Consider the following 23,570-nt stretch of genomic DNA (forward strand, 5'->3'; position numbering starts at 1 on the left):
GGCTTGCACAGATGCTCACGCGACGTTGCATCAAACCCATGGAAATGCGGACCCAAAGTGAGGGATGAAAAGATGAAACCGTTACCGATTCTCCTTGTGACTGCAGCCACCTTGACCGCCTGTGCAACTGCACCGATGCCGCCGAACGCGCAATCGGTCGGTGAAAGTCAGCATCCGGTCGCCGCAGTCGCACAATGCATCGCTCAGAAATGGGCGAACCGATCGCAACAGACAGTCATTTCGCAGGTCATTGTGGCGAACAACCAGGCGATGGATGTCTATGTTCCTGGGCAGCGGCCGCCGGATGGCGCTGCCGCTGTCGTCCGGCCCTCGTGGACGGGCCAGAAGACCTGGGTCGGATTTCGCTCGGGTGCAGGTGCGGGTGGCGATGCCACCGGCGATATCAACGCCTGCCTTTGAGCCGGCGAAGGCCGGAGCCCTTGATGGCAACCACGGCCTTCGTCCGCTGTGAAGCCGACGAGGTCAGAAGCGCTCGGCTATGTATTTGAACGGATAGTCCGCTTCCTTATAGCCATCGGATTTCTGCCTCTTTGGCAGCGTAACTTTTTTGCGCGGCATTGATTCATAAGGAATCCTTCTCAACAGATCGCTGATGATGTTCAGACGCACGCGCCGTTTGTCGTTCGAATTCGCCACATACCATGAAGCGATTTCGGTGTCCGACGCCGCGAACATCGCGTCGCGTGCACGCGAGTAGTCATGCCATCGGCTATAGGATTTCAGGTCCATGTCCGTCAGTTTCCAAACCTTGCGCCCGTCGTTGATGCGTGCTTCCAGGCGGCGGGTCTGTTCTTCGGGGCTGACTTCCAGCCAGTATTTGAGCAGGATGACCCCCGAGTGGACGATCGCCTGCTCGACAAGCGGCACGGCCTTGAAGAAGCTTTCGACGTCCTCTTCGGAGCAGAAACCCATCACTCGCTCGACTCCCGCGCGGTTGTACCAACTTCGATCGAAAATCACGACTTCCCCCGCAGCCGGCAGATACGGCACATAACGTTGCAGGTACATCTGGCTCTTCTCGCGTTCGCTCGGCGCAGCCAGGGCCACCACGCGGAATACGCGCGGACTGACCCGCTCGGTAATCGCCTTGATGGTGCCTCCCTTGCCTGCGCCATCGCGTCCTTCGAAGACAATACAGATCTTGCTTCCCGTTTGCACCACCCACTCCTGGAGTTTGACCAGTTCGACGTGCAAGTGGAACAGCGCCTTCCGGTATTCCTTGTACGAGAGCGGATTGCCTTGCGCGGACGGGTCTTTCTTTTCCTGGATCTTTGCCATTCCCATCTCTCCACGCGGGCGTAACCTGACTCGTTTTCCGATAATCCTCTAGCAAGGTAGGACGCGGCACGCAGGAAGGCCATACGACCTTGGTCCAATATCGTCGCGAGATCGCGCGGCGTATCCTCCGTGAACACTGCCAGTGGATCGTCGATCCAATGGTCGCGCCATACCACGCCGAGGTGTTGGTTCGATCGCCGCCGTCGGCGTAAATACGGGCGCCCGTTTGCGGCCGGTGACCTGTGACCCACGCGATCACAATTTCCGGTCCCGCGGTGCATCCGGGGCCGGGTATCGAAACGCTAAGGGCGCGTTCGGCTAGATGATGAGAACAATCATATGCCACGCGCGGCGGGAGACCTCATGGACGCTACCGGTCTATCGGATCAGGAAGACATCGATACCCGCGAGCCGGTTCTGGACACAGTCGATCGGGTGTCGGAATTGTGTTTTGGCCTGTTCATGGCGCTAACGTTTGTGGGCGCCGTGTCTGCCGCCACAGCCGGCGAAGAGGCGGGGCGAAAAATGTTCTACACGGCACTTGGCTGCAACCTCGCGTGGGGCCTGGCCGATGCCGTGATGTTTCTCGTGCGCACGTTGACCAATCGCGGCCGGCGGCTCACGCTCGCGCTGACCGTGAGACATGAGCCGGACGCGGCCGCCGGAATTGGCGCGCTTCGCAAGGCATTGCCCAGGTGGATCACGCCCCTGATCACCGATACTGAACTGGAAGTCATCCGGGCACGCCTTGCCGCCATCCCGAATCTGCCGCACCGTCCACGCTTTTTGCGCGATGACATAGTCGGCGCGGCGGCCATCTTCCTGATCGTGGTCTTTTCGACTTTTCCGGTTGCCTTGCCGTTCGTGGTGTTCAGGGACGTTCCGACTGCGTTGATCGTTTCGCGCGCGCTGACGATTGTCATGCTATTCGGCAGCGGGATGGCGCTCGGCCGCCACTCCGGGTTCGGCGGATGGAAAGCGGGCTTTGCGATGGCGGCGCTCGGCGTCGTGCTGACCATGGCGATCATCGCGCTTGGCGGATGATGCAGTGTCGGCTTTCCCGGATGGCGGTCAAGCCATCAGCGCACGCTCGCGAAGCTTTTATTCGATGCCCGTACTTTCAGGCGATCGGTCAAAGGTGTCGTCCGGCGAGCCTTGAGCCGGAATTCGCAGGGACGTTTGTTCCTCCGACACTCCCGCGACGCATCCGGTCGCGGGTTGTAAGACCAAGGTCTGATTTCCCGATTGCTCCATCGTGACATCATGAAATCGGAGGCGTTGCTGCCGCCGCGCCTCGTCACCGAAGACGCGACCGTTCGCCATGTCCAGCCGGATCTGCGAGTCTGCGCCGTGCGGGCAGAAAAGGTAGACCCGGTGAGAACTCCACGGGTCGTTGCTTACGGCCCTGTTGAACGTGTGATAGACCAGCAAGACAAGCCGCATTGCGGCCAACTGTTGGAATGCGATAGAACAAGGGACCGAAGCGGCCAGACATAGGGCCTGGCGACTCGCACTGTAACCACAATGGAGTTCGATAATGAACAGACGGAACTTTGTACAAAATATTGCGATTTCAACCGCTGCTGCGAGTTTGGCTCTTACGGGTTGCACTACGACATCGGGAAGCGGCAAGAGTCCCGAAACCAACGCTGCAAAGCGGCAAGAGATCGATTCGGCCGTGAACGGGACGTTGTCGCGATTGTTCACGGCGGTAGGCGGTTCACGTGAACTCGTATCAAAGGCCCAAGGGGTGCTGGTTTTCCCTGATGTGAAAAAAGCGGCCTTCATTGTCGGCGCCGAGCACGGCGACGGCGCGTTGCGTGTCGGTGGCGCGACAGTCGGCTATTACAGCACGACGTCCGCTTCATTTGGATTTCAGGCGGGCGTCCAGTCGACCGCGATCATTTTCCTCTTCATGACGCAAGCCGCACTGGACAAATTCCGCAGTACGTCGGGCTGGTCGGTTGGGGCCGACATGGGGGTCTCGATTGCGAAAGTAGGCGCGAACGGTGCAATCGACACATCGTCTGTGTCCTCGCAGGTTGTGGCGCTAGTATTGACCAATCAAGGTCTGATGGCTGATATCTCTCTTGCTGGAACAAAGGTGACCAGACTCGACCTGTGAACGCGCGGTGCTGTTCTGCAATGCCTATTTGATCATGATGGTCAATGGATGCCGAGTCGTTTCGCGGACCTGCGATGGCACACGCCAGGCGATCCATCCCGACCTTTTCGCGGCGCGCTTCGTGCCATCGTATATGCGTGCGGCGACACGGATCTGATGGATTTTGGCGGATTCGCAACGCCTGAGCGCGATACCATCTTCCACATTGACGATCTCCGACGAGACTCTCCCGACGCCTGTCGAGTGACAACGCAAACAGCGTGCTGCGAGCGTCGTGATTGCGTCGCAGCAAATCGGACTTCGAAGCCGTGATGAAGCAGGGCTTCTGAGCGACGTCGTCTGCGAATACCGTGAAGCCATATCCCGTCGTGCATTGGAACGCGAGTGACCAGCTCCCGCGGGCGTGCCGGCATGAGGTCTAGCGACGCAATCTGTGACGATGCGGCTCGCTCGCGGGCCCCAGCAGGAGCTTCGCAAGTTACACCCGTCCTTTTACGCCAACAGGATTGAGGTTACACGGGAGCGCGTCGGCGGTATTACTCTCCATTTAGCGAGCGTTCGAACGACTCGCCATTCACGGCGCAGCGTAGGACATCTCTTCGTTTGACACTGCGCATATACCCAATTGAAGATCCCGATCCATATCACGCATTAATCCGCATAACTATCCGGCATATTTTGTTGTTGGCTGAAAGGCGCTATCGAAATCGATTACGTGGCGACAGAAAATCGCTCGCCAGCCCAGAAACTTCAACTAAATGGCTCCCTAGGTGTGTCGCATTATTTCTGCAGGGTTAACCACGAGCATGCGCGGTGTTCTGCGAGACGATGACAATCAAGTCGCCGCGGCAATAACGTGAATGTATGCAAACCTCGAGGAGTTGTTTGACGCGTCGCGAACGCGGCTGCGGAATCGCTTGTCTCAAGGGGAGCCGTGCACGCGGCATTTTCGAAGCGTGCCTAATTAACTAGATATGAAATCGACCTGTCCGTACCCTTGCTTGCTCGCATGCTTTATAAAGTGCCGAGCACTTCGCAGACTGAGATCCCCGACTGAGGAAAAAATTGCTTCAATTTACTCGGGGAATTAAAGTTTGAGATCCTATACTGTTTCCAAGTTACCTATTGTACGAAGCGAACCTCGCAAAATCGGTTAAGTAGCGTAGGCTAGGTAAAGAGGCAGCCGGCCGGGTAACTCCACACATGCACTAAATATTGGTTACGGAGATGCCGATGATCAATCTGCTTGTGCGTGGCAAAGGCCTGATTCAAGAGGTGGCTGATTTTGCCGTCGCGTGCTATGCGTGGCGTCATCCGTCTCGAAGCTCCCACCGCGATGCGCATGCATTTCCCTCCAGCACCCGTTCGAATCGTCAACACGGACACCGGCGCCTGAGAACATCGGGTTCCGATTTTCCCGTTCTCCATGGCGATGACGCCGATATGCCGAAAAAGCGCATTACAGCCGATGAGCATGAGCATGGCGGCCGAAAATCGGGATGGCGAGGGTATACAGGCGCATGCGTTGCATGGCTGTATGGAGACGGACGCGGCAGGCGCCGGATACTGGACGAAAGCATGCCGTTGAGGGGCGCCCTTGAAATGTTGCCGATCCCGATCCTGACGGTCGATCGGCACAATCGGATAACCTTCGCGAACGCCAAAGCGATAGAACTGTTCGCATACAGCAGGGAAGAACTGATCGGCGCATCGATCGAGATGCTGTTCCCGATTCACGGCTTGGACCGCTGCCATTCGGCGTCCACAGACCGCGGTGTCGAAAGCGGCATCTCCGACACGGCAACGACACAGATGCTGGTTGCGCGGCGGCGTGACGGTGAAGGATTTCATGTCGAAGCCAATACGACCAGATATGGCGCCTTTGATCAGGCATTGCAGATCATCGCGATAGCGGGTCGCAGCGCATGCCTCGAAGTCGATCGGAACCGCAATGAACTGGTACATCTGGCGCGCGTGTCATCGTTGGGAGAACTTGCGAGTTCTCTTGCGCACGAGTTGAATCAACCGCTTACCGCTATCCTGAGCAACGCCCAGGCAGCGCAAAAATTCATGGAGGCGGAAAACGCCAATAAAGCGGAGCTCCATGAGGCGTTGGGCGATATCATCCTTGACAGCTGTCGCGCGAGCGAAGTCATCCAGAAGATCCGGACGATGGTACGAAAAGGCGACATGGAGCTCCGGCCGGTGGAGGTTGGCAGTGTGGTCCGGGACATCGCGCTGCTCGTCCATAGCGATGCGATGGCGCGCGAGGTTCGCACGAAATTCGACATTTCCGACCATCTGCCGATGGTGTTCGGCGACAAGGTTCAACTGCAGCAGGTGGTCCTCAATCTGCTGCTGAACGCGTTCGACGCAGTGAAGGAATGCGATCCAGCGGAGCGCATGATTGAGACAACAGTGCGAGAAGAGGTTGGCGGAGGCGTACGGATCACAGTGAAGGATCGAGGTCAGGGGTTGACTGTCGACAAGATGAGCAAGATATTCCGGCCTTTCTTCACGACCAAACCTCAGGGACTCGGTCTGGGACTTTCTATTAGCCGCACGATCGTGACGGCGCACGGAGGCCAGCTATGGGCGGAGAACAACGAGGACAAGGGAGCGTCGTTTCACATAACGTTGCCTCCGGGAGCGGACCTGCAAAGGCACCACCCCCAGTCGCTTTGAGTCAGGCCGCGGCCCGCGTTTTCATCGTAGACGACGACGAGCGGGTGCGATGCGCACTTGCGCGGCTTCTGCGCGCATCGGGTTACCACGTTGAGTCCTTTGACAGTCCGGAAGCTCTTCTGAACAGAGCCGATTTGGCGAGCGTGCCCGCATGCCTCATTCTCGATTTGCAGATGCCGGGAATGACAGGCCTGGAGGTGCAGCGCAATCTCGACCAGCTTCTGCCCATCGTTTTTCTGACCGGACATGGCGACATCGGCTCGAGCGTTGAAGCAATGAAAGGTGGCGCACTCGACTTTCTGCCCAAGCCGGTGTGCGAATCGCTGCTTCTCGCCGCGGTGGATCGCGCACTCAAGCGCGCTTGCGTGGAGTGGGCGCAAAGAAGCGAAAGGGCGGAACTTCAGGAACGGGTCAGTCATCTCACGCGCCGCGAGCGCGAAGTCATGGCGCTCGTACTAACCGGCCGCCTGAACAAACAGGTCGCCAGCGATCTTGGCGCGGCTGAAAAGACCATCAAGATTCATCGGGCCCGCGTAATGGAGAAGATGAAGGCCCGATCGATTGTCGAACTCGTTCGGCTGGCCGAAAAAGTCGGCGTGCACGCGGCCGACGACAACTGATGGGGCATGGTCCGATCGCGCCTCGCGAGAGGCACATCGGATCTGTTCCATCGGATCAATGCCGCTAGTGGACCAAAGTCCTATATCTCGTCAGCGTATCTCCCGTTAGGCTGGAACTTCAGATGGTCTACTCATGGAGCGACCGCGTGTTCGCGCCGTCATATGGTCAACCTCAACCAAATCGTTGCTGTGGTCGACGATGACGAATCGGTATGCCGAGCCATCAAGCGTCTGCTGCACTCCGCAGGTATCGGGGCGGAGACATTTTCAAGCGGCGACGAGTTTCTGAATACGCTGTCGGCGATTCCGTCATACCGCCCCGCGTGCGTCATTCTGGACATCCAGATGCCGGGAACCAACGGACTGGAAGTTCAGCGCCAACTCGCGCCGATGGGCCTGCCGATCATCATGATCACCGCGCACGACGAGCTTTCCGTTCGGCAGGCGGCCCTTGCGTCCGGCGCGGCGGCGTACCTGCGCAAACCGTTCAATGCCGCCATCCTGATCAAGGCAGTGGAAATGGCGATAGACGGTTCGTCGCGCCCCTGAAGCACGTGCGCTCCGCCTGGCGACATGGGACTAAGTTCTAATGTCTCCCTGTATCCCACCTACCAAACTGAGCTACGTCGGCGCGTCAATCGAGCGGCCTGTCGTTTCGAGTTGACGCGCGGCTAACTGACCCTCCGCGTTCGCCTCCCGTCGGCGCGCGGGTTCACTGCGCGGGCAGCGTTCAATGGAAATGCAGGAGCACGTGTGAGATACGGGTCTGCTTTACTCGCCGCTTTAGTCACTGGTGAACGGGCGATAGTCACGTGGGTTCTGGCCGCTGCATCTGGTCGCGAGCTCACCGATGGCGTCGTCATGGTCTCCCCGGACCCAAATACGCGGCGATGATTGCCGGATCCCAGAGCGGGCATGCGGACACATTTGTCCGTCCGTGTACCGGGAATCGTGGGAGGGGATAGGACCAAAGTCTAATTGTTTTATCGGCACCGGAATACCACTATTGGCATGAGCTGGGGGAATTTTCGGCGGAAACGCCTTTCATGCGGAGAGCCTTTTGTGCCTGGAGCACGCGCCATGATCAGGTATTTTCGGCTCATCCTCGCCATCCGCTCTTGCTGCTCGCGCTAGCTTGTTCAACGCGGCAGTCTTCAACCTCGGGAGACTTCCTGACGTGAAGGTACGCGCGGCTTTGCAGCGACGGTCCGACACGGAACAAAAGGCAAGGACCGAATATCGAGCGAAGTTGGTATTTTATTCCCGCACGGAGTGAAGGCTGGGTTCATCGCGGGTGCGAAAGGCGACAAGGGCGTCATGTTCTCTCCCGACGGCAAAGCAGTTGGATACTACACAATCAGAGCCGTCTCAGACGGCCATCAGGCCTGTGAACGCCCGTGTTCAAAGGCTATGTCATGACCAACTCAGCAATCAGCTACCACTAACAGTAGCGACGGCTGGTCCGTTGCGATCGGCCCGAGTGCCGCGGTGATGGATGCGGGCAGGGCCAGCGGAGTTGACCACGCCACGGTGCAGTCGGATGTCTACGCATTCATATATGGTCAGGAAGGCTTGATGGCCGGTCTCGGCCTGGAAGGTCCGAGTATAAAAAATACACCCCTTGACACGGGCATCTGCATCGGGCCATCACGGCAGTTTCCCTGACCGACACTTTGATGACGATATGAGGAGCAAACTCATGAACAAGCGTCTCTTGTGGTTCGCGATGACGCCAGCCCTGCTGTTCACGGGTATTGCCGTCGCACAACAATACCCGATGATGGACATGGTCGCGGACAAGCTGGTTCAAAGATACCAGCAATCAAGCTGTGAGCAACTGTGGCAGGAGCGGGCCCAGAAGCAGGGCAGGCCGAAGTCTGAGAGAGAGCAGCAGGCCGTACAACTATTGCACGACGACCCGCAGATGCGCGCTGCTTTCATAAGCAAGGTGGCAGCGCCGATTGCCAACAAGATGTTTGAGTGCGGCATGCTCCCCTGAGCGTCGACTGGTGCCGCAAAGCCTGGCTACTCAGTGAGACCGCGATGAGTTATGAAAAATTGCAGCGAAGCATAGCGGCCGTCGTGCTGGGCATGTTGCTGGCCGCAAGCGGCAACGCCCAGCAAGCGCCGCATGCGACGAAACATGTGGCCGCGCCGGCGGCGAAAGCTGCGGCACCATCATTCCAGCCTGGACTTGAGCAGCGCGCGATCGACATTCTCAAGGCGGCGAGTGCCCGCCTCGCGGCCGCGAAGACGATGTCGTTCACCGCGATCGTTTCCTACGAAAGTCCGAGCCGCCTCGGGCCGCCGCTCGTCTATTCGACCCGATCTGAGGTCACGGTGCAGCGGCCCGACAAGCTCAGGGTCATCACCACAGCAGACGGGCCGCGTTCGGAGTTCTACTACGACGGCAAGACCATGACCGCGTTCTCACCGGCCGAGAATCTGGTCGCTGTCGCCGACGCGCCGCCGACCATCGATGCGGCGCTACAGGTGGCCTTCGATACCGGCGCAATCTATTTCCCGTTCACCGACGTGATCGTCGCGGATCCGTACCAGGACATCGCGGACCGACTGAAGATCGCTTTCTACATCGGACAATCAAACGTGGTCGGCGACATGACAACGGATATGGTGGCGTATGTCACCGGGGACGTGTTCGTGCAGGCCTGGATCGGCGTGGAGGACAAGCTCCCGCGTCGTATGTACGCGATTTACCTCAACGATCCTGCCCGGCTGCGCCACGTGCTGACGCTATCCGACTGGAAACTGGACAGTGCGATTCCTGCGGACGCTTTCGTTCCGGCCAACGTTGCCGGCGCGGCACACATCGCGTTCGCGCGCCCAGACGCGACGGATGCGCCCGGAATGAAGCCGCCGCCGAAGAAAGCCAACTCCACCAAAACTCAATGAGGAGACGAACTGTGAAGAACGTCGTCATCCGTCTGGTGGTTTTTCTTATCGCCGCGCTCGCTGCGGGTGCCGCCGGCGCGTGGTCGCATGCCAACTATTACGGAGGTCGTACGTCACATACGCCCGGTTCTGGGTCTACGACGCGCTCGAACGCTTGGGGGGGCAGCGAAACGCACACCTACGGACAAGGCACGACCGCGACGGGCCGCTATGGCGATACAGCAACGCACGCCCAGGGATCGGGGCAGACGACCGCCACCAATCGCTACGGCGGAAGTGCGACTCACACCTACGGACAGGGAACCAGCGCGACTAACGGCTATGGTGGTTCGGCATACCATGCCACCGGCTCAGGTTATACGAGCTACACGAGCGCCTCAGGTGCAACTGCGTACCACAGCGCTTACTACGGCGCCAGATACCCGGCTTACCATCCGCCGGTCACGGTGAACAACTACGGATCCACGTGCTACAACTGTGGCGGCTGGTCCACAGCGGGGGCAGCCGCCGCGGGCGTAGCGGTCGGCGCGGCGGTCGGCGCCACCGTGGCCTCGGCGAACACCGCGGCAGCGACGTCGAACGCCTATAACGCCGGCTATGTGGCAGGAGCGACTACCACCGCCCCTGTGCCCGCTCCGGTCAGTAACTCGTTTGCAATGGGTGCGGTCTACGCGACGCTCCCGGCCGGCTGCATATCGCCCAAGGTTTCGGGCGGCACATACTACCTGTGCGGCAATACGTGGTTTCAACCCGCCTACGGCGCGAATGGCGTTTACTACCGCGTGGTGCCTGCGCCGTGAGGAGCGCCCAAAGTTAAAGTTGACTTACTGCATTCGCGTGAGGCAACCCTCGGAGACAGATTCAAGGCCACCTGGCGAAGCTGCGGTGGAGAAAACGCCGCCTCAGCGTGAGCAGCCCACGAGGCAAGCGCTCGGGGGACGGTTCCGCGCAGCGACAAGCCGGGCCATTCATTGGGCCGGGCAGCCGCATAGGCGGTCTTGCCCACACGACCACGGCAAACCGCAACCATGCGTTCAGGCTGGCCAAATCTACGAGCGGGGCTTGCCCGAGAGCTGTGTTCCAGAGCGACGCAATCTTCCGTCAGACCCTGGTGATGTTGATATAGCCGAGGACCACCCTACCGTTTATGCCGACAAGGTGCAGTTGCAGCAGGTCACGCTCATTCCGCTTCACAATGCGTTCCACGCGATGAGCGACGTAGCGGCCTCCCGGCGCGTGATCGTGATTACGCTAACCCTGCCGCACGATGGCATGGCCCGCATCGCCGTGCGCGATGCGGCCACGGACTCGCCTCCGGCGGGCCGGATTCGGTTTTTACACCGTTCCATACATCCAAACCCCATGGCCTGGGGCTCGGATTGTCAATCAGCCGCTCGATCGTGGAGCTTCACGGCGGCCGGCTCTGGGCCGAGAGCAATGTTGATCGAGGCACGACGTTCTACGCCACGTCGCCAACCGGGAACGCGGCAGAGCACAAGGAATTGCGATAAGAGCCACGGGATATTCCGAGCCAGTGGTGTTCGTCGTCGACGACGATTCCGTACGTACCGCCCTTGCGCGATTGATTCGCTCTGCGGGTCATCGCGTCGAGGCGATTGCCACGGCTCGCGAATTCCTGGCCGCCGCACACTCGCCCGCGTGTCCGTCGTGCCTGGTACTGGACATTCATTTGCCCGACATCAGCGGTCTTCAGTTGCAGCATGAGCTCGGCGATGCCTTGCCGATAACGGGTTATGACGACACCGCGATCGATGTCCACGCCATGAAGGCCGGTGCGTCTGATTTTCTGGCGAAACCCGTGCGCGACACGGACTTGCTGAATGCGCTCGAGCAGGCGCTCGGACGTGCCAGAGTGCTTTACGCGAGCCGCTGTGAACGGGATGCGCTGCGTGGCCGTTTCGACCGGCTCACCCCACGCGAGCGGGATGTTCTGGAACGGGTCGCGACCGGGTATCTGAACTAGCAAGATCGCACGCGAACCAGGTACGGTCGTGCAGACTATCAAGGCGCATCGCGCGCGTGTCATGACGAAGATGGAAGTGACCTCGCTCGCCCAACCGGTGCACATCATTGACCGTATGGACATATTTTCTTCCGCCGATCGCCGGCTATCCTGGCAGAGGTGCCAGACCGCGTGATTCTCAGGCGCTCACCGCGGTTGTCAGGCCTGAAGCCCGCGAACCGGTGGCTGTGTGCCTCGCACCTTGCAGATTTTGCGCCACTCATCTTCAGGCCGGCCGCCGCACGTGAAGGCGACCTGCGAGGCATCTACTTCGCGGCCCTTCCCGAACCGGGTGCGATATCCGCGACACCGACGATGAACGAATCATCTGCGACGCCGTAGGCGACGGCAGCCACCGACAAGCTCCCGGATCTGCAAGTCTATGTTTATCAGCACGGTGCTGATAGTGGACTTTGGTCCTGGAGAGGCAAGCACGTTCTCGTAACTCCCGGCGACGGCACAGCTCACCTTGAGGCTGATAGGACCAAGGTTCAATACCGCAATCCGAATATGTCTCGTAGTCTAGGTGCTTGGGGCATGCACACGCTCGCATGTTGACGCCACTGGACTATTCATAATGGGAAAAGCCCAACCATTTGTGGTCGTCGTCGATGACGACGAGTCCGTGAGCCGGGCGATCAAACGGCTATTGCGTTCGATCGGGGTCGCGGCGGAGTCGTTCGCGTGCGGAGAAGCATTTCTCGAAGCGTTGCCGTCAATCCGCTCGTATCACCCGGCGTGCGTGATTCTCGATGTTCAGATGCCTGGGTTGAACGGACTCGAGGTGCAGCGGCGCCTGGCTGGCAGTGGCTTGCCTATTATTTTTATCACCGCACATGACGACATCGGCATACACGAGCAGGCGCTGTCTGCCGGCGCTCTGGCGTACCTGCTCAAGCCGTTTAATGACGAGATCTTTTTCAGGGCGGTACGTTCCGCTCTGGGCATGGAGTAGGCGGGCGGATGGGTTCAGTGCGACCGCCTCGCGTATAAGACCAAAGGCTAATTGTTATTCGTTCGGGACGCGACCAAAATTGACCTTGCTGGATCAGAGCCCAACGTGAGGTACATCGCTGGCCGTTGCGTAACGCGATCAGACATCGACCATTTTTTTAAATGGAGCGCGTCATCATGTTCAAATTTTTGCGTCTTGCGATAACGATTCCGATCGTTCTCGCTGCCGTAGCGTGCTCGAACATGGGTTCATCGAGTTCGACGGGCAGCTCTGGGCGCCCTGACCTCGAACAGCAGGCACGCGACGCGTACAAGACACTGATTGCGACGACACCGAAAGCCGCCGACCTGAGGAGCCGCGCAACCGCCGTTCTGGTGTTTCCGAGCATCATCAAGGCGGGTCTGCTTGTAGGCGGGCAGGAAGGCAACGGCGTGTTGTTCGACCCCAACGGCAAGGTGCTTGGCTACTACAACCTGACGGCAGTTTCGTATGGCCTGCAGGCGGGCGCGCAGGATTTTTCCCAGGTGATGTTCCTGATGACACCCGCCGCGCTTAACTACGTGAACAGCAGCGACGGCTGGTCGGTTGGCGTCGGTCCGAGCGTCGTGGTCATGGACCAGGGAATGGCCAATTCGATGACAACCACCACAATTCAGTCGGATGTCTACGCGTTCATCTTTGGCCAGTCAGGCCTGATGGCAGGCATGGGCGTGCAAGGGCAGAAGATTACGCAGACCGGTCGCTGATGTGCTGTATGACTCATACCGATCGGCGCGGCAGTTCGAACGGTCACGTGTGTCAACGCCTGGATCAAAGGGGCCTGACGGGGGGGCTGTCATGAAAGTATCGCCGTGCGTCACAGACGGACTGGCCGTGTTTCTGGTGGCAGAGTCGGCATTGGCTCAGCAGCCGATTTTTTATCCGGCCAAGGGGCAAAGTCAGCAGCGTCAGCAATCCGACCTCGGTGCGTGTCAGACTTGGGCGAAGCACAACACGGGCGTCGATCCTGTCGCCATCGCACAGCAGTGCGGTCAACCCACTGCCGCGCCGAAACGGGGCGGAGCACTCAGAGGCGCGACTGGCGGAGCCGCCCTGGGCGCCGTGGGGGAGGCCATTGGCGGCGATGCGGGCAAGGGCGGCGCGATCGGTGCGGGTACGGGGGCAGTGGTTGGCGGTGTGCGCCAACGCCGTGCCAACCAGGCTGCGGCCCAACAACAGCAGGCGGGGCAGCAGCAGGTCTCGCAGGAGATGGCGACCTTCCCGGGCGGTGGCGGCTTGCATGTCTGGCCGTGGCTACACGCTCCTGTAGGCACCGTTCGTTGGGAGAGTGACATCATGAACAGAGCGTGTCTGCGCTTTGCGTCCGGCTCGCCTTGCTGCGCCGGTTGAGGTACGCCCGACAAACCGTGACAGGTGATGCCATGGAATTCGCACCACTGAATGCCTGTACGCGACGCACTTATCGGGTCGATTTCAGACTCGCGCTCGCTTGTGCAACTTTCCTGCTTTGCACGGGCTGTCACAAGGCGTCGACCGCCCCGCCGGCGACCGTCACCGAAGTGACGGTCATGACAGTTCAACCGCACGACACGCCAGTCTCGTTCGAATTCACCGCCCAGACGCAAAGTTCGCGCGAAGTCGAGATTCGCGCGCGCGTAGACGGGTTTCTCGACAAGCGCGTGTATACCGAGGGGGACCTGGTGCATGCCGGGCAGACACTGTTCCTGATGGACCGCAAGCCATTCGAGGCGGCACTCAAGACGGCCGAGGGCCTGCTTGCCCAGCAGCAGGCAAGGCTTTACGTGACGAAAGCCAATCTGGCGCGCGTCATTCCGCTCGCGAAGCAGAACGCGTTGAGCCAGAAGGATCTCGACGATGCGACCGGCAATGAGAAACAGGCCGAGGCCGCCGTGATCTCCGCGCAGGGCGAGGTGCGGACCGCGGAACTCAATCTGAGCTATACCACCATCAAGTCGCCGCTCGAAGGTCTGTCCAGTTTCGCGAGGCAGCAGGACGGCAGCTATGTGTCCGCCGGCTCATCGAGCCTGCTCACCTACATTTACCAACTCGACCCGATGTGGGTGAACTTCAGCCTTTCGGAAAACGAACTATTGAGGTATCGCGCCGAAGCCCAGAGAGGGACGCTGCGGATGCCGGCCAATAGCGACTACGTCGTCACTGTCGTGCTGGCCGATGGCACCGTGTTTCCCGGGCAAGGCCACATCAACTTTACCAACCCTGCCTTTAGCGACCAGACCGGCACATTCCTCGTACGCGCTTCGTTCGCCAATCCGAAAGGCACCTTACGCCCCGGTCAGTTCGTGCGCGCCGTGGTCTCCGGAGCCGTGCGGCCAAACGCGATTCTCGTGCCGCAGCGCGCGGTCCTGCAAGGTGCGAAGAGTCACTTCGTGTGGGTGGTCGACAATGACTCGAAGGCGCATCAACGCGTGGTCGAAACCGGCGATTGGCATGGCGACGACTGGTTCATTGCCGAGGGACTCAAACCGGGCGAGCGCGTCGTGGTGGACGGCGCAATCCGGGTTGTCGCCGATACGCCGCTCAAGATAAAGGGTGCGCCCGAGGCGGCCCCGAAGCCGGCTCCGGCCGCCAACGCATCGCCCGACCAGCCCCTGCATCTGGCCCACCGGTCCGGCCAGCCCGCGATCGAGTGAGCGACGGTCGATATGAACATCTCTCATTTCTGCATCGACCGGCCCATCTTCGCGTCGGTCATTTCAATTGTCATCACGCTGGGTGGGGCATTGGCGATGTTCAGTTCGCCTATTGCCCAGTACCCGGACGTCACGCCGCCGCAGATCACGATTTCCGCCACCTACCCAGGGGCCAATGGGTCCGTGGTCGCGAATAACGTAGCCGCGCCGATCGAGCAGCAGGTGAACGGCGCGGACAACATGATCTACATGTACTCGTCGAGTTCGTCGACCGGCGCCTATACGCTCAACGCCTTCTTCCAGATCGGCACCAACCCGGAACTCGCGCAGGTCGACGTGCAGAACCGCGTGAACCTGGCGTTGCCGCAATTGCCTTCGTCCGTGCAGGCGCAGGGCATCCAGGTGCAGAAGAAGTCGTCAGCGTTCATGATGGTGATCGCCATCTATTCGCCGACTGATCGTTACGACGCCACCTATATCGCCAACTACGCGAACATCTATGTGCTCGATGCGTTGAAGCGCATACCGGGTGCGAACCAGTCGAGTATCTTCGGCACGCCCGACTACGCGATGCGCATCTGGCTGAAACCCGACCGGATGGCACAACTGGGCATTACGGCGGCCGACGTGCAGCGGGCCGTGGCCAACCAGAACCAGCAGTTCGCGGTCGGGCAAATCGGGCAGTCGCCAACCGGCACCGCCGTCGAGCAGTCGTTTGCCGTCACCACCACTGGCAGGCTCACCGACCCCACTGAGTTCGACAACATCATTATTCGCGCGACGAATGGCGATGCGGCGATCGTGCGGCTCAAGGACATCGGCCGGGCTGAACTCGGCCAGAAAGATTATTCGATTCGCAGCCGGTTCCAGGGCAAGCCCGCCACGGTCATGGCGGTGTATCAGCAACCGGGGGCTAACGCGCTCGATGTCTCGAAGCAGGTGCGCGCGACCCTTGCAGAGATGAAGAAGTCGTTTCCGGAAGGTATCGACTACGAGATTGCGATGGACACGACGGACTTCACCCGCGCCTCCATCTCGGACGTCATCCATACGTTTTTCGAAGCCCTCGTGCTGGTGGTGATCGTCGTATTCGTGTTCCTGCAAAGTCTGCGCGCCACGTTGATACCGGTCATCGCGGTGCCGGTATCGATCATCGGCACCTTCATGGGCATGCTGGCACTCGGGTTCTCGATCAACATGCTGACGCTGTTCGGCATGGTGCTGGCGATCGGTATTGTGGTGGACGATGCGATCGTGGTGGTCGAGAACGTCGAGCGGAATATGACCGTTCACAGGCTGAGCCCGAAAGACGCGGCCAAGCGGGCGATGGACGAGGTCTCCGGGCCGGTCATCGCGATCGTGCTGGTGATGTGCGCGGTGTTCGTGCCTGTCGCATTTCTCGGCGGCATCACCGGACAACTGTACAAGCAGTTCGCCATCACCATCGCGATCTCCGTGGTGCTGTCCGGGGTGGTGGCGCTGACCTTGTCGCCGGCGCTGGCGGCGTTGCTCCTGAAGCCCGGTCACCATGAAAAGCGCGGTTTCTTCAAGTGGTTCGATAACGCGTTCGGGCGGATGACGGCTGGCTATACGAATCTGGTCAAGCTCGCCATCAAGCGTTCCGTGATTGGGCTGCTCATTTTCGCGGGCGTGATTGCGCTCGCGGTCGTCATGATGCGCTCGATTCCTACCTCGTTCCTGCCGCCGGAGGACCAGGGTTACCTGCTCGGCGCGGTAATCATGCCGGATGCCGCGAGCCTCGATCGCACGGAGGCGGTCTCACAGCATGTCACGGACTATTTCATGAAGCAGCCGGCCGTGGGCAGCGTGACGATTGTCAACGGCTACAGCCTTCTCGACAGTCAGAACAAGAACAATGCCGGAACGTTTTTTGTCGGCTTCAAGAGCTTCGACGAACGATACAAGTTCGCCAACATCAGGACGCAGAACGCGCGCGCGGTGCTGATCGACGCGTACGAGCATCTCGCGGCGGTGCAGGAGGGGATCATCCTGCCGGTCAATCCGCCGTCGATTCCCGGCCTGGGCACGACCGGCGGTACCGAGGTATGGGTCCAGGCGCAGGGCGATGCCAGCATCGCGCAACTGGCAGGCGTGGTAGAGCAGTTTGTCGCCAAGGCCAAGGCCCGGCCCGAACTGGCGCGCGTCACGTCGACCTTCAATGCGTCCGCGCAGCAATTGCTGGTGAACGTCGACCGCGACAAGTCGGAGACGCTGGGTGTGCCGATCGAGGACGTCTACAGCGCGATGCAGACGATGTTCGGTTCGCTGTACGTCTCGCAGTTCAACCGTTCGAGCCGCCTGTGGCAGGTGATCCTGCAGGCCGAACCGTCCTACCGCCTCAAGCCTCAGGATCTCGATCAGATCTTCGTGCGCAGCAAGACCAACAGCATGGTGCCGCTCAAGGCGGTCGTGACCTCGAAGTTCGACACGGGCCCTGATCTGGTGACGCGGTTCAACAATTTCCCGGCAGTGAAGGTCACCGTCAATCCCGCGCCGGGCATCAGCTCGGGTCAGGTGCTCGAAACCCTCGAAGATGTAGGTGCGCAGGTGTTGCCGGCTGGCTATAGCCTCGGGTGGAGCGGCGAGGCGTACGAGGCCAAAAAGGCCGGCGGGACCTCCGCGCTCGTGTTCGTGTTCGGCCTGATCATGGTGTTCCTGATTCTTGCCGCGCAATACGAGAAGTGGAGCCTGCCGTTCGGGGTGCTGATGGCCGTGCCGTTCGCGCTGTTCGGCGCACTGCTCGCGATCATGCTGCGCGGCCTCGAAAACGACGTCTACTTTCAGATCGGTCTGACGATGCTGGTTGCGCTCGCGGCCAAGAACGCGATCCTGATCTTCGAGTTTGCGGTGCTCAACCGCGAGTCGGGCGAGTCGGTGTACGACTCCGCAGTCACGGCGGCGACCGAACGTCTGCGCCCGATCGTGATGACCTCGCTCGCGTTCATCCTTGGCTGCGTGCCGCTGGCGATTGCAACGGGCGCGTCCGCGAACAGCCGCCATTCGATCGGCACCGGAGTGATCGGCGGGATGCTCGGCGCGACGGTGATTGCCGTGTTCTTCATCCCGATGTTCTTCTACGTGCTCGAGTCGATGTCAGAGAAAAGCGGCGGCAAGAAGACACCGGGGCCGACCGGCAGCAAGCCCGGCGACGACGCTGCGGGCGGCACAGGCGCTGGCGGCGCTCCTACGATCACGCCGTCGGCCAGACACGAGGGCGAATGACATGCGTAGCAGAGCGTCCTTGCCCCTTCTGGTGCCCGTGCTGCTGAGTCTGGGCGGCTGTCTGCTCGGCCCGAACTACTCGCGGCCGGCGATCGACACACCGGCCACGTATCGCTTCGCGGCCGGTGAGACCGTCGAGGTGGCCAATACTGCGTGGTGGGAGCAGTTTCAGGACCCGGTGCTGAACGATCTGATCGCCACCGCGCTGGCAGAAAATAAGGATGTGAAGATCGCGGCCGCACGCGTCGACCAGTTTCTCGGCCAGTTCGTCACCACCCGCGCGGGGCTCTTCCCGCAGATGAGCGCCGGGTTCGATGCGCAACGCCAGGGCGTCTCGACGGCCGGCGCCGTGCCGCTGCCGGCGGGGTTGTCGCCGGTCTTCAACACCTTCGAGCCGACGTTGTCGGCGGCCTGGGAAATCGATGTGTTCGGCAGGGTACGCCGCCAGACCGAAGCGGCGCGCGCCGGGCTGCTGGCCAGTGAGGAAGGGCGGCGCGCGACGATCCTGACGCTGGTCGCGTCGGTGGCGACGGCCTACATCAATCTGCGCGATCTCGACCAGCAGCTCGAGATCGCGAAGTCCACGACAGAGTCCCGCGCGGAATCGGTGCACGTCTTTACGTTGCGGTTCAAGGGGGGCGACGTATCGCAAATGGAGCTGGCGCAGAGCCAGTCGGAATACGAGGCATCGCTCGCGACGATTCCCCAGCTCCAGACGCAGATCGCCCAGCAGGAAAACGCGCTGTCGATCCTGCTGGGCCGTAACCCGGGCGACATCGTGCGCGGCCGCGAACTGTCCGATCTGGCTGTTCCGGCGGTGCCCGCCGGGTTGCCCTCGGATCTGCTGACACGGCGTCCGGATCTGCTGCAGGCCGAGCAGAACCTGGTGGCTGCCAACGCGCTGATCGGCGCCGCTCGCGCACTCTATTTTCCGTCGATTTCACTGACTGGACTGTTTGGCTCGGCCAGCGTCGAATTCTCGAAACTGTTTACCGGACCGGCGCGGGTCTGGTCGTTTGCAGGTTCGGTGAGCGTGCCGATCTTCACCGCCGGCAGCATCAGCGGACAGGTGCGGCAGGCCGAAGCGCAGCAACAACAGGCCTTGTTCCAGTACCAGCAGGCGATTCAGACCGCGTTTCAGGAGGTCGACGACGCGCTCATCTCAGTGCAGAAGTCGCGCGAGCAGCTCGTCATTCAGGAGCGCCAGGTCGATGCGCTTCGCACTTATGCGCGGCTTGCGCGGCTGCGTTTTGAAGGCGGCTACACCAGTTACATCGAAGTACTGGACGCCGAACGCAGCCTGTTTAACGCGCAGCTCAGCTATACGCAGACTAACGGCGTCGTGTTCAGCTCGCTTGTCGCGCTTTACAAGGCGATGGGCGGCGGCTGGGTGGTCACCGCAGAGCAGATGACGCACAAGACTCCGCAGCAGGAGGGCAGTGTCGTCCAGAAGACGGGCGACGCGCTTGCGGAGTTGCCGCGATGACGACCGGGCGCCTGATTGCCTGCCACGAATGCGATCTGTTGCAGCGCGAATTGCCGTTGCCACTCAATGGCGTGCTGCGCTGCCGCCGCTGCAACGCCGAGTTGTCGCGCAGCCGTCCGGACAGCGTCGACCGGGCGCTGGCGTTCACGCTCAGCGCGATGGTGCTGTTCGGCATCGGGAACGCGTTTCCGATGGTCGGCCTCAGTGTCAATGGCGAGCTCGTTCAGACGACCTTGCTAGGCGCCGCCCGCGTGCTGTACGACGATGGCATGTGGCCCATCGCCGGCCTCGTGCTGGCGACGACATTCATGATGCCTCTCCTGCAGATGGCGACGATGACTTATCTGCTGGTGCCGCTTCGCTTCGGCCGGGTGCCGTACCGGTTCGACCTGATCTTCCGTCTTCTGCAACTGGTTCGACCGTGGGGGATGACCGAGGTCCTGATACTCGGCATGCTGGTCGCCCTGGTCAAGCTGGCCCACATCGCCAGTGTCGTGCCCGGCACGGCGTTGTGGACCTTCGGCGTACTCATGGCGCTGCTTGCAGCAGCCAGCAGCGCGTTCGATCCACGCGAATTCTGGGAACGCGCGCGCGGCACGCAGGCGGCCGGTCCCGATACCGTCGAGTCAGTCATCCCACGCGCACCCACGGCCATGGGTTGCGGCCTGCTGACCTGCCACACGTGCGACCAGCTCGTGAAGCACGCCGCGCACGGCGCCGACGCTGTCTGCCCGCGCTGCGGCGCGCATCTGCACGCGCGCCAGCCCAACAGCATCGGCCGCACGTGGGCGCTCCTGATCGCCGCCATCGTTCTGTACATTCCGGCGAACGCGCTGCCCGTCATGAACACCAGTTCGCTGTTCGGCAGCGAGAAAGATACGATCCTGAGCGGCGTGGTCTATCTCTGGACCTCCGGCTCATGGCCGCTCGCCATCATCGTGTTTATCGCGAGCATCGCGGTGCCGATGCTCAAGATCATCGCGTTGATGTTCCTTGTTATCTCGACGCAGCTGCGTTCGCCCTGGTCGCCGCAACAACGGGCGCGGATCTACCGCGTGGTGGAACTGGTCGGGCGCTGGTCGATGCTCGACATCTACGTCATCACCATTCTCGTCGCGCTCGTGCAGTTCAAGGGGCTCGCAACCATCCAGGCCGGGCCGGCCGCTATTGCGTTCGGGGCGGTCGTCGTTCTCACGATGTTTGCCGCACTATCGTTCGACCCGCGCCTGATCTGGGACCGGGCGGAGAAAAATCATGTCCCGGCCGCCCGATAACCGTTCGCCCGACATTCCCGATGCCGTGGCCGTGCCGCGCAAGCGCTGGCGTATGCAACTGGTCTGGCTGGTGCCGATCGTCGCTGTGCTGATCGGAGGCTGGCTGGCCGTCAAGGCGGTGCTCGACAAGGGGCCGACGATAACGATCAGCTTTGTGACCGGCGAAGGTCTCGAAGCGGGCAAGACCAAGATCAAGTTCAAAAACGTCGACATCGGTACCGTCACCAGTGTGGTGCTGTCGCGGGACCACCGCAGCGTGATTGCGCGCGCGGAACTCGCCAAGGACGCTTCGAGCCTGCTGGTCGAGGACACGCGCTTCTGGGTGGTGCGCCCGCGCATTTCCGGCGGCACGGTGTCGGGCATCGGCACGTTGCTATCCGGTTCTTTCATTGGCGTGGATGTGGGCACCGCGAAAACGTCGCGCCGTGAGTTTGTCGGTCTCGAAACGCCGCCTGTGATTGCCACGGGTGTGCCGGGGCGCGAATTCATCCTGAAGGGTGTGGACATGGGCTCGCTCGATGTGGGCTCGCCGATCTTTTTCAGGCGCCTGCAGGTTGGACAGATCGCGTCGTACAAGCTGGATGCAAATGGCAAAGGGGTGACCCTGCATGTGTTCGTCAATGCGCCCTATGACAAGTATGTCAAGGACGATACCCGCTTCTGGCACGCCAGCGGCATTGACGTGGCGCTCGACACCAATGGCGTCAAGGTCAACACCGAGTCGCTGGTGGCGATTCTGATCGGCGGACTTGCATTCGAGACGCCAGAGGAGAATGAGGAGAAGAGTGAGGCTGCCGCAGGCGAGGAATTCTCGCTGTTCCGTACCCGCGACGAGGCCATGAAGCGCCATGACCGCATCGTTGATAAGTATGTGTTTGACTTTACCGAGTCGGTTCGCGGGCTGTCGGTTGGTGCGCCCGTCGATTTTCGCGGGATCGTGGTCGGTGAGGTGGCGGCAATTTATACGCGCTTCAATCCAGTCACGAAGCAGTTCAGCATCCCGGTCGAGATACGCTTCTACCCCGAGCGCTTCACGTCACGCTACAAGAACGGAGGACAGGGCGGACGGATAGCGACAGATCGTCAAAAGCTCGCGGACTGGCTGGTCGCGCGTGGCTTGCGTGGGCAACTGAAAACCGGCAACCTCCTGACCGGGCAGTTATATATTGGGATCGACTTCTTCCCCAATGCGGCGAAAGCGACGATCGACTGGAGCGCCAATCCGCCAGAGTTGCCGACCGTTCCCGGCGGCCTGCAATCGCTGCAGGATTCGGTGTCGGCGCTGATTGCCAAGCTCAACAAGATTCCGTTCGAAGGGATCGGCAACAACGCCAAACAGACGTTGCAGGACGCCGACGCGCTCCTGAAACGGCTGGATGCCGAAGTGGTGCCTCAGGCGCGCTCCACGCTCGCAGCGGCACAGGCGGCGCTGAATTCGGCGAATACAGCGTTGCAGCCCGACTCGCCCCTCACGCAGAGTACCGCCGATACGATGCACGAACTCGCACGCACCGCGGCAGCTTTCCGCACGTTGGCTGACTACCTCGAGCGTCATCCTGAGGCGCTGATTCGCGGCAAGTCGGAGGATAAAAAGTGATGCGCACGTTTCTGTCCAGGGCATTGGTGCTGACGGTCGCCGCACTGGCCGGCTGTAGTACGTCGCCGACAGCCAGCTTTTATACGTTAGGCGCGGTCACGGCGCCCGGCGACGCCTACACGGTCCGCCCGGTCATCGTGGTGGTCACGTCGGTCACGGTGCCCGACCTCGTGGACCGTCCGCAGTTCGTGGTTCGCGTCAGCGACAATCAAGTGAAGCTCGACGAATTCGCGCGTTGGGCGGACCCGGTGAAGAGTCAGGTTCCGCGCGTGATAGCGGCCAATCTCGCGGTTCTGCTGCCAGGCGCACGCGTGTCCGTCTATCCGCAGGACACGGATGCCGGTACACCGTACCGTGTCAAGATCGAACTCCAGCGCTTCGATGGCGCGCCGGGCGAGGGTGCCACCGTCGAGGCATTATGGTCGGTCAGCCCGCCTACGGGGAGGGCGCCAATGAGCGGGCATACGGCCGTGCGCGTGCCCGTTGCGGGCCCCGGCTACGAAGCGCTCGTGGCGGCGTACAGCGGGGGGCTCGGTGTCGTCAGCCATGACATTGCCACGGCGATCCTGGGAGGTCTGTCGAAGTGATGGAAATTGGAGCAGGGGTGTCCACGGCGCATGCGGCACAGGGGGATGTTCGCGCCGCCTGTTAGAGTTGATCGCGCAGGACGCGGCGGCC

Annotated in this window: 22 protein-coding genes and 1 pseudogene; 21 read left to right on the top strand and 2 right to left on the bottom strand. The window is 61.0% G+C overall.

Annotated elements, in window-relative coordinates; genetic code table 11:
- Positions 1-72: 72 nt before the first annotated feature.
- On the top strand, positions 73-420 hold the full coding sequence (locus P0D89_RS12800) for a hypothetical protein (protein ID WP_408367523.1): 348 nt from the start codon (positions 73-75) through the stop codon (positions 418-420).
- A gap of 63 nt (positions 421-483) precedes the next feature.
- Here the strand turns inward: P0D89_RS12800 and ppk2 are convergent, their stop codons facing one another.
- Entirely contained in the window at positions 484-1,299 is an 816-nt protein-coding gene (gene ppk2 / locus P0D89_RS12805; protein WP_408376675.1) for a polyphosphate kinase 2, read from the bottom strand.
- A 363-nt stretch (positions 1,300-1,662) separates the two neighbouring features.
- Here ppk2 and P0D89_RS12810 point away from each other — a divergent pair, with 363 nt between their 5' ends.
- Positions 1,663-2,343 (top strand): hypothetical protein, encoded by a 681-nt coding sequence (locus tag P0D89_RS12810; protein ID WP_408376676.1) that lies wholly within the window; start codon positions 1,663-1,665, stop codon positions 2,341-2,343.
- Positions 2,344-2,400: 57 nt separating this feature from the next.
- Here P0D89_RS12810 and P0D89_RS12815 read toward each other — a convergent pair whose 3' ends face one another.
- On the bottom strand, positions 2,401-2,730 hold the full coding sequence (locus tag P0D89_RS12815; protein WP_408376677.1) for a hypothetical protein: 330 nt from the start codon (positions 2,728-2,730) through the stop codon (positions 2,401-2,403).
- A 106-nt stretch (positions 2,731-2,836) separates the two neighbouring features.
- On the opposite strand from P0D89_RS12815, the gene P0D89_RS12820 reads away from it, so the two are divergent.
- The 19 genes and pseudogenes from P0D89_RS12820 to P0D89_RS12910 all read left to right on the top strand — a co-directional run bounded on the left by P0D89_RS12820 (position 2,837) and on the right by P0D89_RS12910 (position 23,479).
- Positions 2,837-3,424, top strand: coding sequence for a BPSL1445 family SYLF domain-containing lipoprotein (locus tag P0D89_RS12820; protein ID WP_408376678.1), 588 nt, complete (start codon positions 2,837-2,839; stop codon positions 3,422-3,424).
- Between the two features lie 1,233 nt (positions 3,425-4,657).
- Positions 4,658-6,109 (top strand): PAS domain-containing sensor histidine kinase, encoded by a 1,452-nt coding sequence (locus tag P0D89_RS12825; protein WP_408376679.1) that lies wholly within the window; start codon positions 4,658-4,660, stop codon positions 6,107-6,109.
- Complete coding sequence (locus tag P0D89_RS12830; protein ID WP_408367527.1) at positions 6,106-6,729, top strand: response regulator transcription factor; 624 nt, start codon at positions 6,106-6,108, stop codon at positions 6,727-6,729. The genes P0D89_RS12825 and P0D89_RS12830 overlap by 4 nt, the downstream gene beginning before the upstream one ends.
- 162 nt (positions 6,730-6,891) lie before the next feature.
- The gene (locus P0D89_RS12835) at positions 6,892-7,278 is read left to right on the top strand and encodes a response regulator transcription factor (protein ID WP_408367511.1); all 387 of its coding nucleotides are present in this window, start codon (positions 6,892-6,894) and stop codon (positions 7,276-7,278) included.
- Positions 7,279-8,428: 1,150 nt separating this feature from the next.
- A complete protein-coding gene (locus P0D89_RS12840; RefSeq protein ID WP_408367509.1) occupies positions 8,429-8,728 on the top strand; it encodes a hypothetical protein in 300 nt (99 codons plus the stop codon).
- Between the two features lie 44 nt (positions 8,729-8,772).
- Complete coding sequence (locus P0D89_RS12845) at positions 8,773-9,642, top strand: DUF2092 domain-containing protein (RefSeq protein WP_408376680.1); 870 nt, start codon at positions 8,773-8,775, stop codon at positions 9,640-9,642.
- Positions 9,643-9,653: 11 nt separating this feature from the next.
- The gene (locus P0D89_RS12850; RefSeq protein WP_408376681.1) at positions 9,654-10,442 is read left to right on the top strand and encodes a hypothetical protein; all 789 of its coding nucleotides are present in this window, start codon (positions 9,654-9,656) and stop codon (positions 10,440-10,442) included.
- Between the two features lie 513 nt (positions 10,443-10,955).
- Positions 10,956-11,153: pseudogene (locus P0D89_RS12855) on the top strand (ATP-binding protein); the annotation flags it as partial.
- 26 nt (positions 11,154-11,179) lie between these two features.
- On the top strand, positions 11,180-11,626 hold the full coding sequence (locus P0D89_RS12860) for a response regulator transcription factor (RefSeq protein WP_408376682.1): 447 nt from the start codon (positions 11,180-11,182) through the stop codon (positions 11,624-11,626).
- Between the two features lie 28 nt (positions 11,627-11,654).
- Entirely contained in the window at positions 11,655-11,801 is a 147-nt protein-coding gene (locus tag P0D89_RS12865; RefSeq protein ID WP_408376683.1) for a LuxR C-terminal-related transcriptional regulator, read from the top strand.
- Positions 11,802-12,242: 441 nt separating this feature from the next.
- A complete protein-coding gene (locus P0D89_RS12870) occupies positions 12,243-12,620 on the top strand; it encodes a response regulator transcription factor (RefSeq protein WP_408367501.1) in 378 nt (125 codons plus the stop codon).
- Positions 12,621-12,796: 176 nt separating this feature from the next.
- Positions 12,797-13,366: a lipid-binding SYLF domain-containing protein gene (locus tag P0D89_RS12875; protein WP_408367499.1), complete on the top strand. Its 570-nt coding sequence runs from the start codon at positions 12,797-12,799 to the stop codon at positions 13,364-13,366.
- A gap of 91 nt (positions 13,367-13,457) precedes the next feature.
- The gene (locus P0D89_RS12880; protein ID WP_408376684.1) at positions 13,458-14,009 is read left to right on the top strand and encodes a glycine zipper family protein; all 552 of its coding nucleotides are present in this window, start codon (positions 13,458-13,460) and stop codon (positions 14,007-14,009) included.
- A 32-nt stretch (positions 14,010-14,041) separates the two neighbouring features.
- The gene (locus P0D89_RS12885) at positions 14,042-15,292 is read left to right on the top strand and encodes an efflux RND transporter periplasmic adaptor subunit (protein ID WP_408376685.1); all 1,251 of its coding nucleotides are present in this window, start codon (positions 14,042-14,044) and stop codon (positions 15,290-15,292) included.
- Between the two features lie 12 nt (positions 15,293-15,304).
- A complete protein-coding gene (locus P0D89_RS12890) occupies positions 15,305-18,535 on the top strand; it encodes an efflux RND transporter permease subunit (RefSeq protein WP_408376686.1) in 3,231 nt (1,076 codons plus the stop codon).
- Position 18,536: 1 nt separating this feature from the next.
- Complete coding sequence (locus P0D89_RS12895; protein WP_408376687.1) at positions 18,537-20,021, top strand: efflux transporter outer membrane subunit; 1,485 nt, start codon at positions 18,537-18,539, stop codon at positions 20,019-20,021.
- Complete coding sequence (locus P0D89_RS12900) at positions 20,018-21,295, top strand: paraquat-inducible protein A (protein ID WP_408376688.1); 1,278 nt, start codon at positions 20,018-20,020, stop codon at positions 21,293-21,295. Before P0D89_RS12895 ends, P0D89_RS12900 begins: the two co-directional genes overlap by 4 nt.
- Positions 21,276-22,892 carry a PqiB family protein gene (locus tag P0D89_RS12905; RefSeq protein ID WP_408376689.1) on the top strand — a complete coding sequence of 539 codons (1,617 nt, stop codon included), beginning with the start codon at positions 21,276-21,278 and terminating at the stop codon, positions 22,890-22,892. Before P0D89_RS12900 ends, P0D89_RS12905 begins: the two co-directional genes overlap by 20 nt.
- Positions 22,892-23,479: a PqiC family protein gene (locus P0D89_RS12910; protein ID WP_408376690.1), complete on the top strand. Its 588-nt coding sequence runs from the start codon at positions 22,892-22,894 to the stop codon at positions 23,477-23,479. Before P0D89_RS12905 ends, P0D89_RS12910 begins: the two co-directional genes overlap by 1 nt.
- Positions 23,480-23,570: the final 91 nt, after the last annotated feature.

Origin of the sequence: Paraburkholderia sp. RL18-085-BIA-A (assembly GCF_046027075.1) — a bacterium.
Lineage (GTDB): Bacteria > Pseudomonadota > Gammaproteobacteria > Burkholderiales > Burkholderiaceae > Paraburkholderia.

Coding starts and splice junctions, on each gene's coding strand:
- P0D89_RS12885 (WP_408376685.1), top strand. CDS start 14,042: ATGGAATTCGCACCACTGAATGCCTGTACGCGACGCACTTATCGGGTC.
- P0D89_RS12870 (WP_408367501.1), top strand. CDS start 12,243: ATGGGAAAAGCCCAACCATTTGTGGTCGTCGTCGATGACGACGAGTCC.
- P0D89_RS12875 (WP_408367499.1), top strand. CDS start 12,797: ATGTTCAAATTTTTGCGTCTTGCGATAACGATTCCGATCGTTCTCGCT.
- P0D89_RS12820 (WP_408376678.1), top strand. CDS start 2,837: ATGAACAGACGGAACTTTGTACAAAATATTGCGATTTCAACCGCTGCT.
- P0D89_RS12840 (WP_408367509.1), top strand. CDS start 8,429: ATGAACAAGCGTCTCTTGTGGTTCGCGATGACGCCAGCCCTGCTGTTC.
- P0D89_RS12800 (WP_408367523.1), top strand. CDS start 73: ATGAAACCGTTACCGATTCTCCTTGTGACTGCAGCCACCTTGACCGCC.
- P0D89_RS12890 (WP_408376686.1), top strand. CDS start 15,305: ATGAACATCTCTCATTTCTGCATCGACCGGCCCATCTTCGCGTCGGTC.
- P0D89_RS12845 (WP_408376680.1), top strand. CDS start 8,773: ATGAGTTATGAAAAATTGCAGCGAAGCATAGCGGCCGTCGTGCTGGGC.
- P0D89_RS12895 (WP_408376687.1), top strand. CDS start 18,537: ATGCGTAGCAGAGCGTCCTTGCCCCTTCTGGTGCCCGTGCTGCTGAGT.
- P0D89_RS12825 (WP_408376679.1), top strand. CDS start 4,658: ATGATCAATCTGCTTGTGCGTGGCAAAGGCCTGATTCAAGAGGTGGCT.
- P0D89_RS12880 (WP_408376684.1), top strand. CDS start 13,458: ATGAAAGTATCGCCGTGCGTCACAGACGGACTGGCCGTGTTTCTGGTG.
- P0D89_RS12900 (WP_408376688.1), top strand. CDS start 20,018: ATGACGACCGGGCGCCTGATTGCCTGCCACGAATGCGATCTGTTGCAG.
- P0D89_RS12910 (WP_408376690.1), top strand. CDS start 22,892: ATGCGCACGTTTCTGTCCAGGGCATTGGTGCTGACGGTCGCCGCACTG.
- P0D89_RS12810 (WP_408376676.1), top strand. CDS start 1,663: ATGGACGCTACCGGTCTATCGGATCAGGAAGACATCGATACCCGCGAG.
- P0D89_RS12835 (WP_408367511.1), top strand. CDS start 6,892: ATGGTCAACCTCAACCAAATCGTTGCTGTGGTCGACGATGACGAATCG.
- P0D89_RS12905 (WP_408376689.1), top strand. CDS start 21,276: ATGTCCCGGCCGCCCGATAACCGTTCGCCCGACATTCCCGATGCCGTG.
- ppk2 (WP_408376675.1), bottom strand. CDS start 1,299: ATGGCAAAGATCCAGGAAAAGAAAGACCCGTCCGCGCAAGGCAATCCG.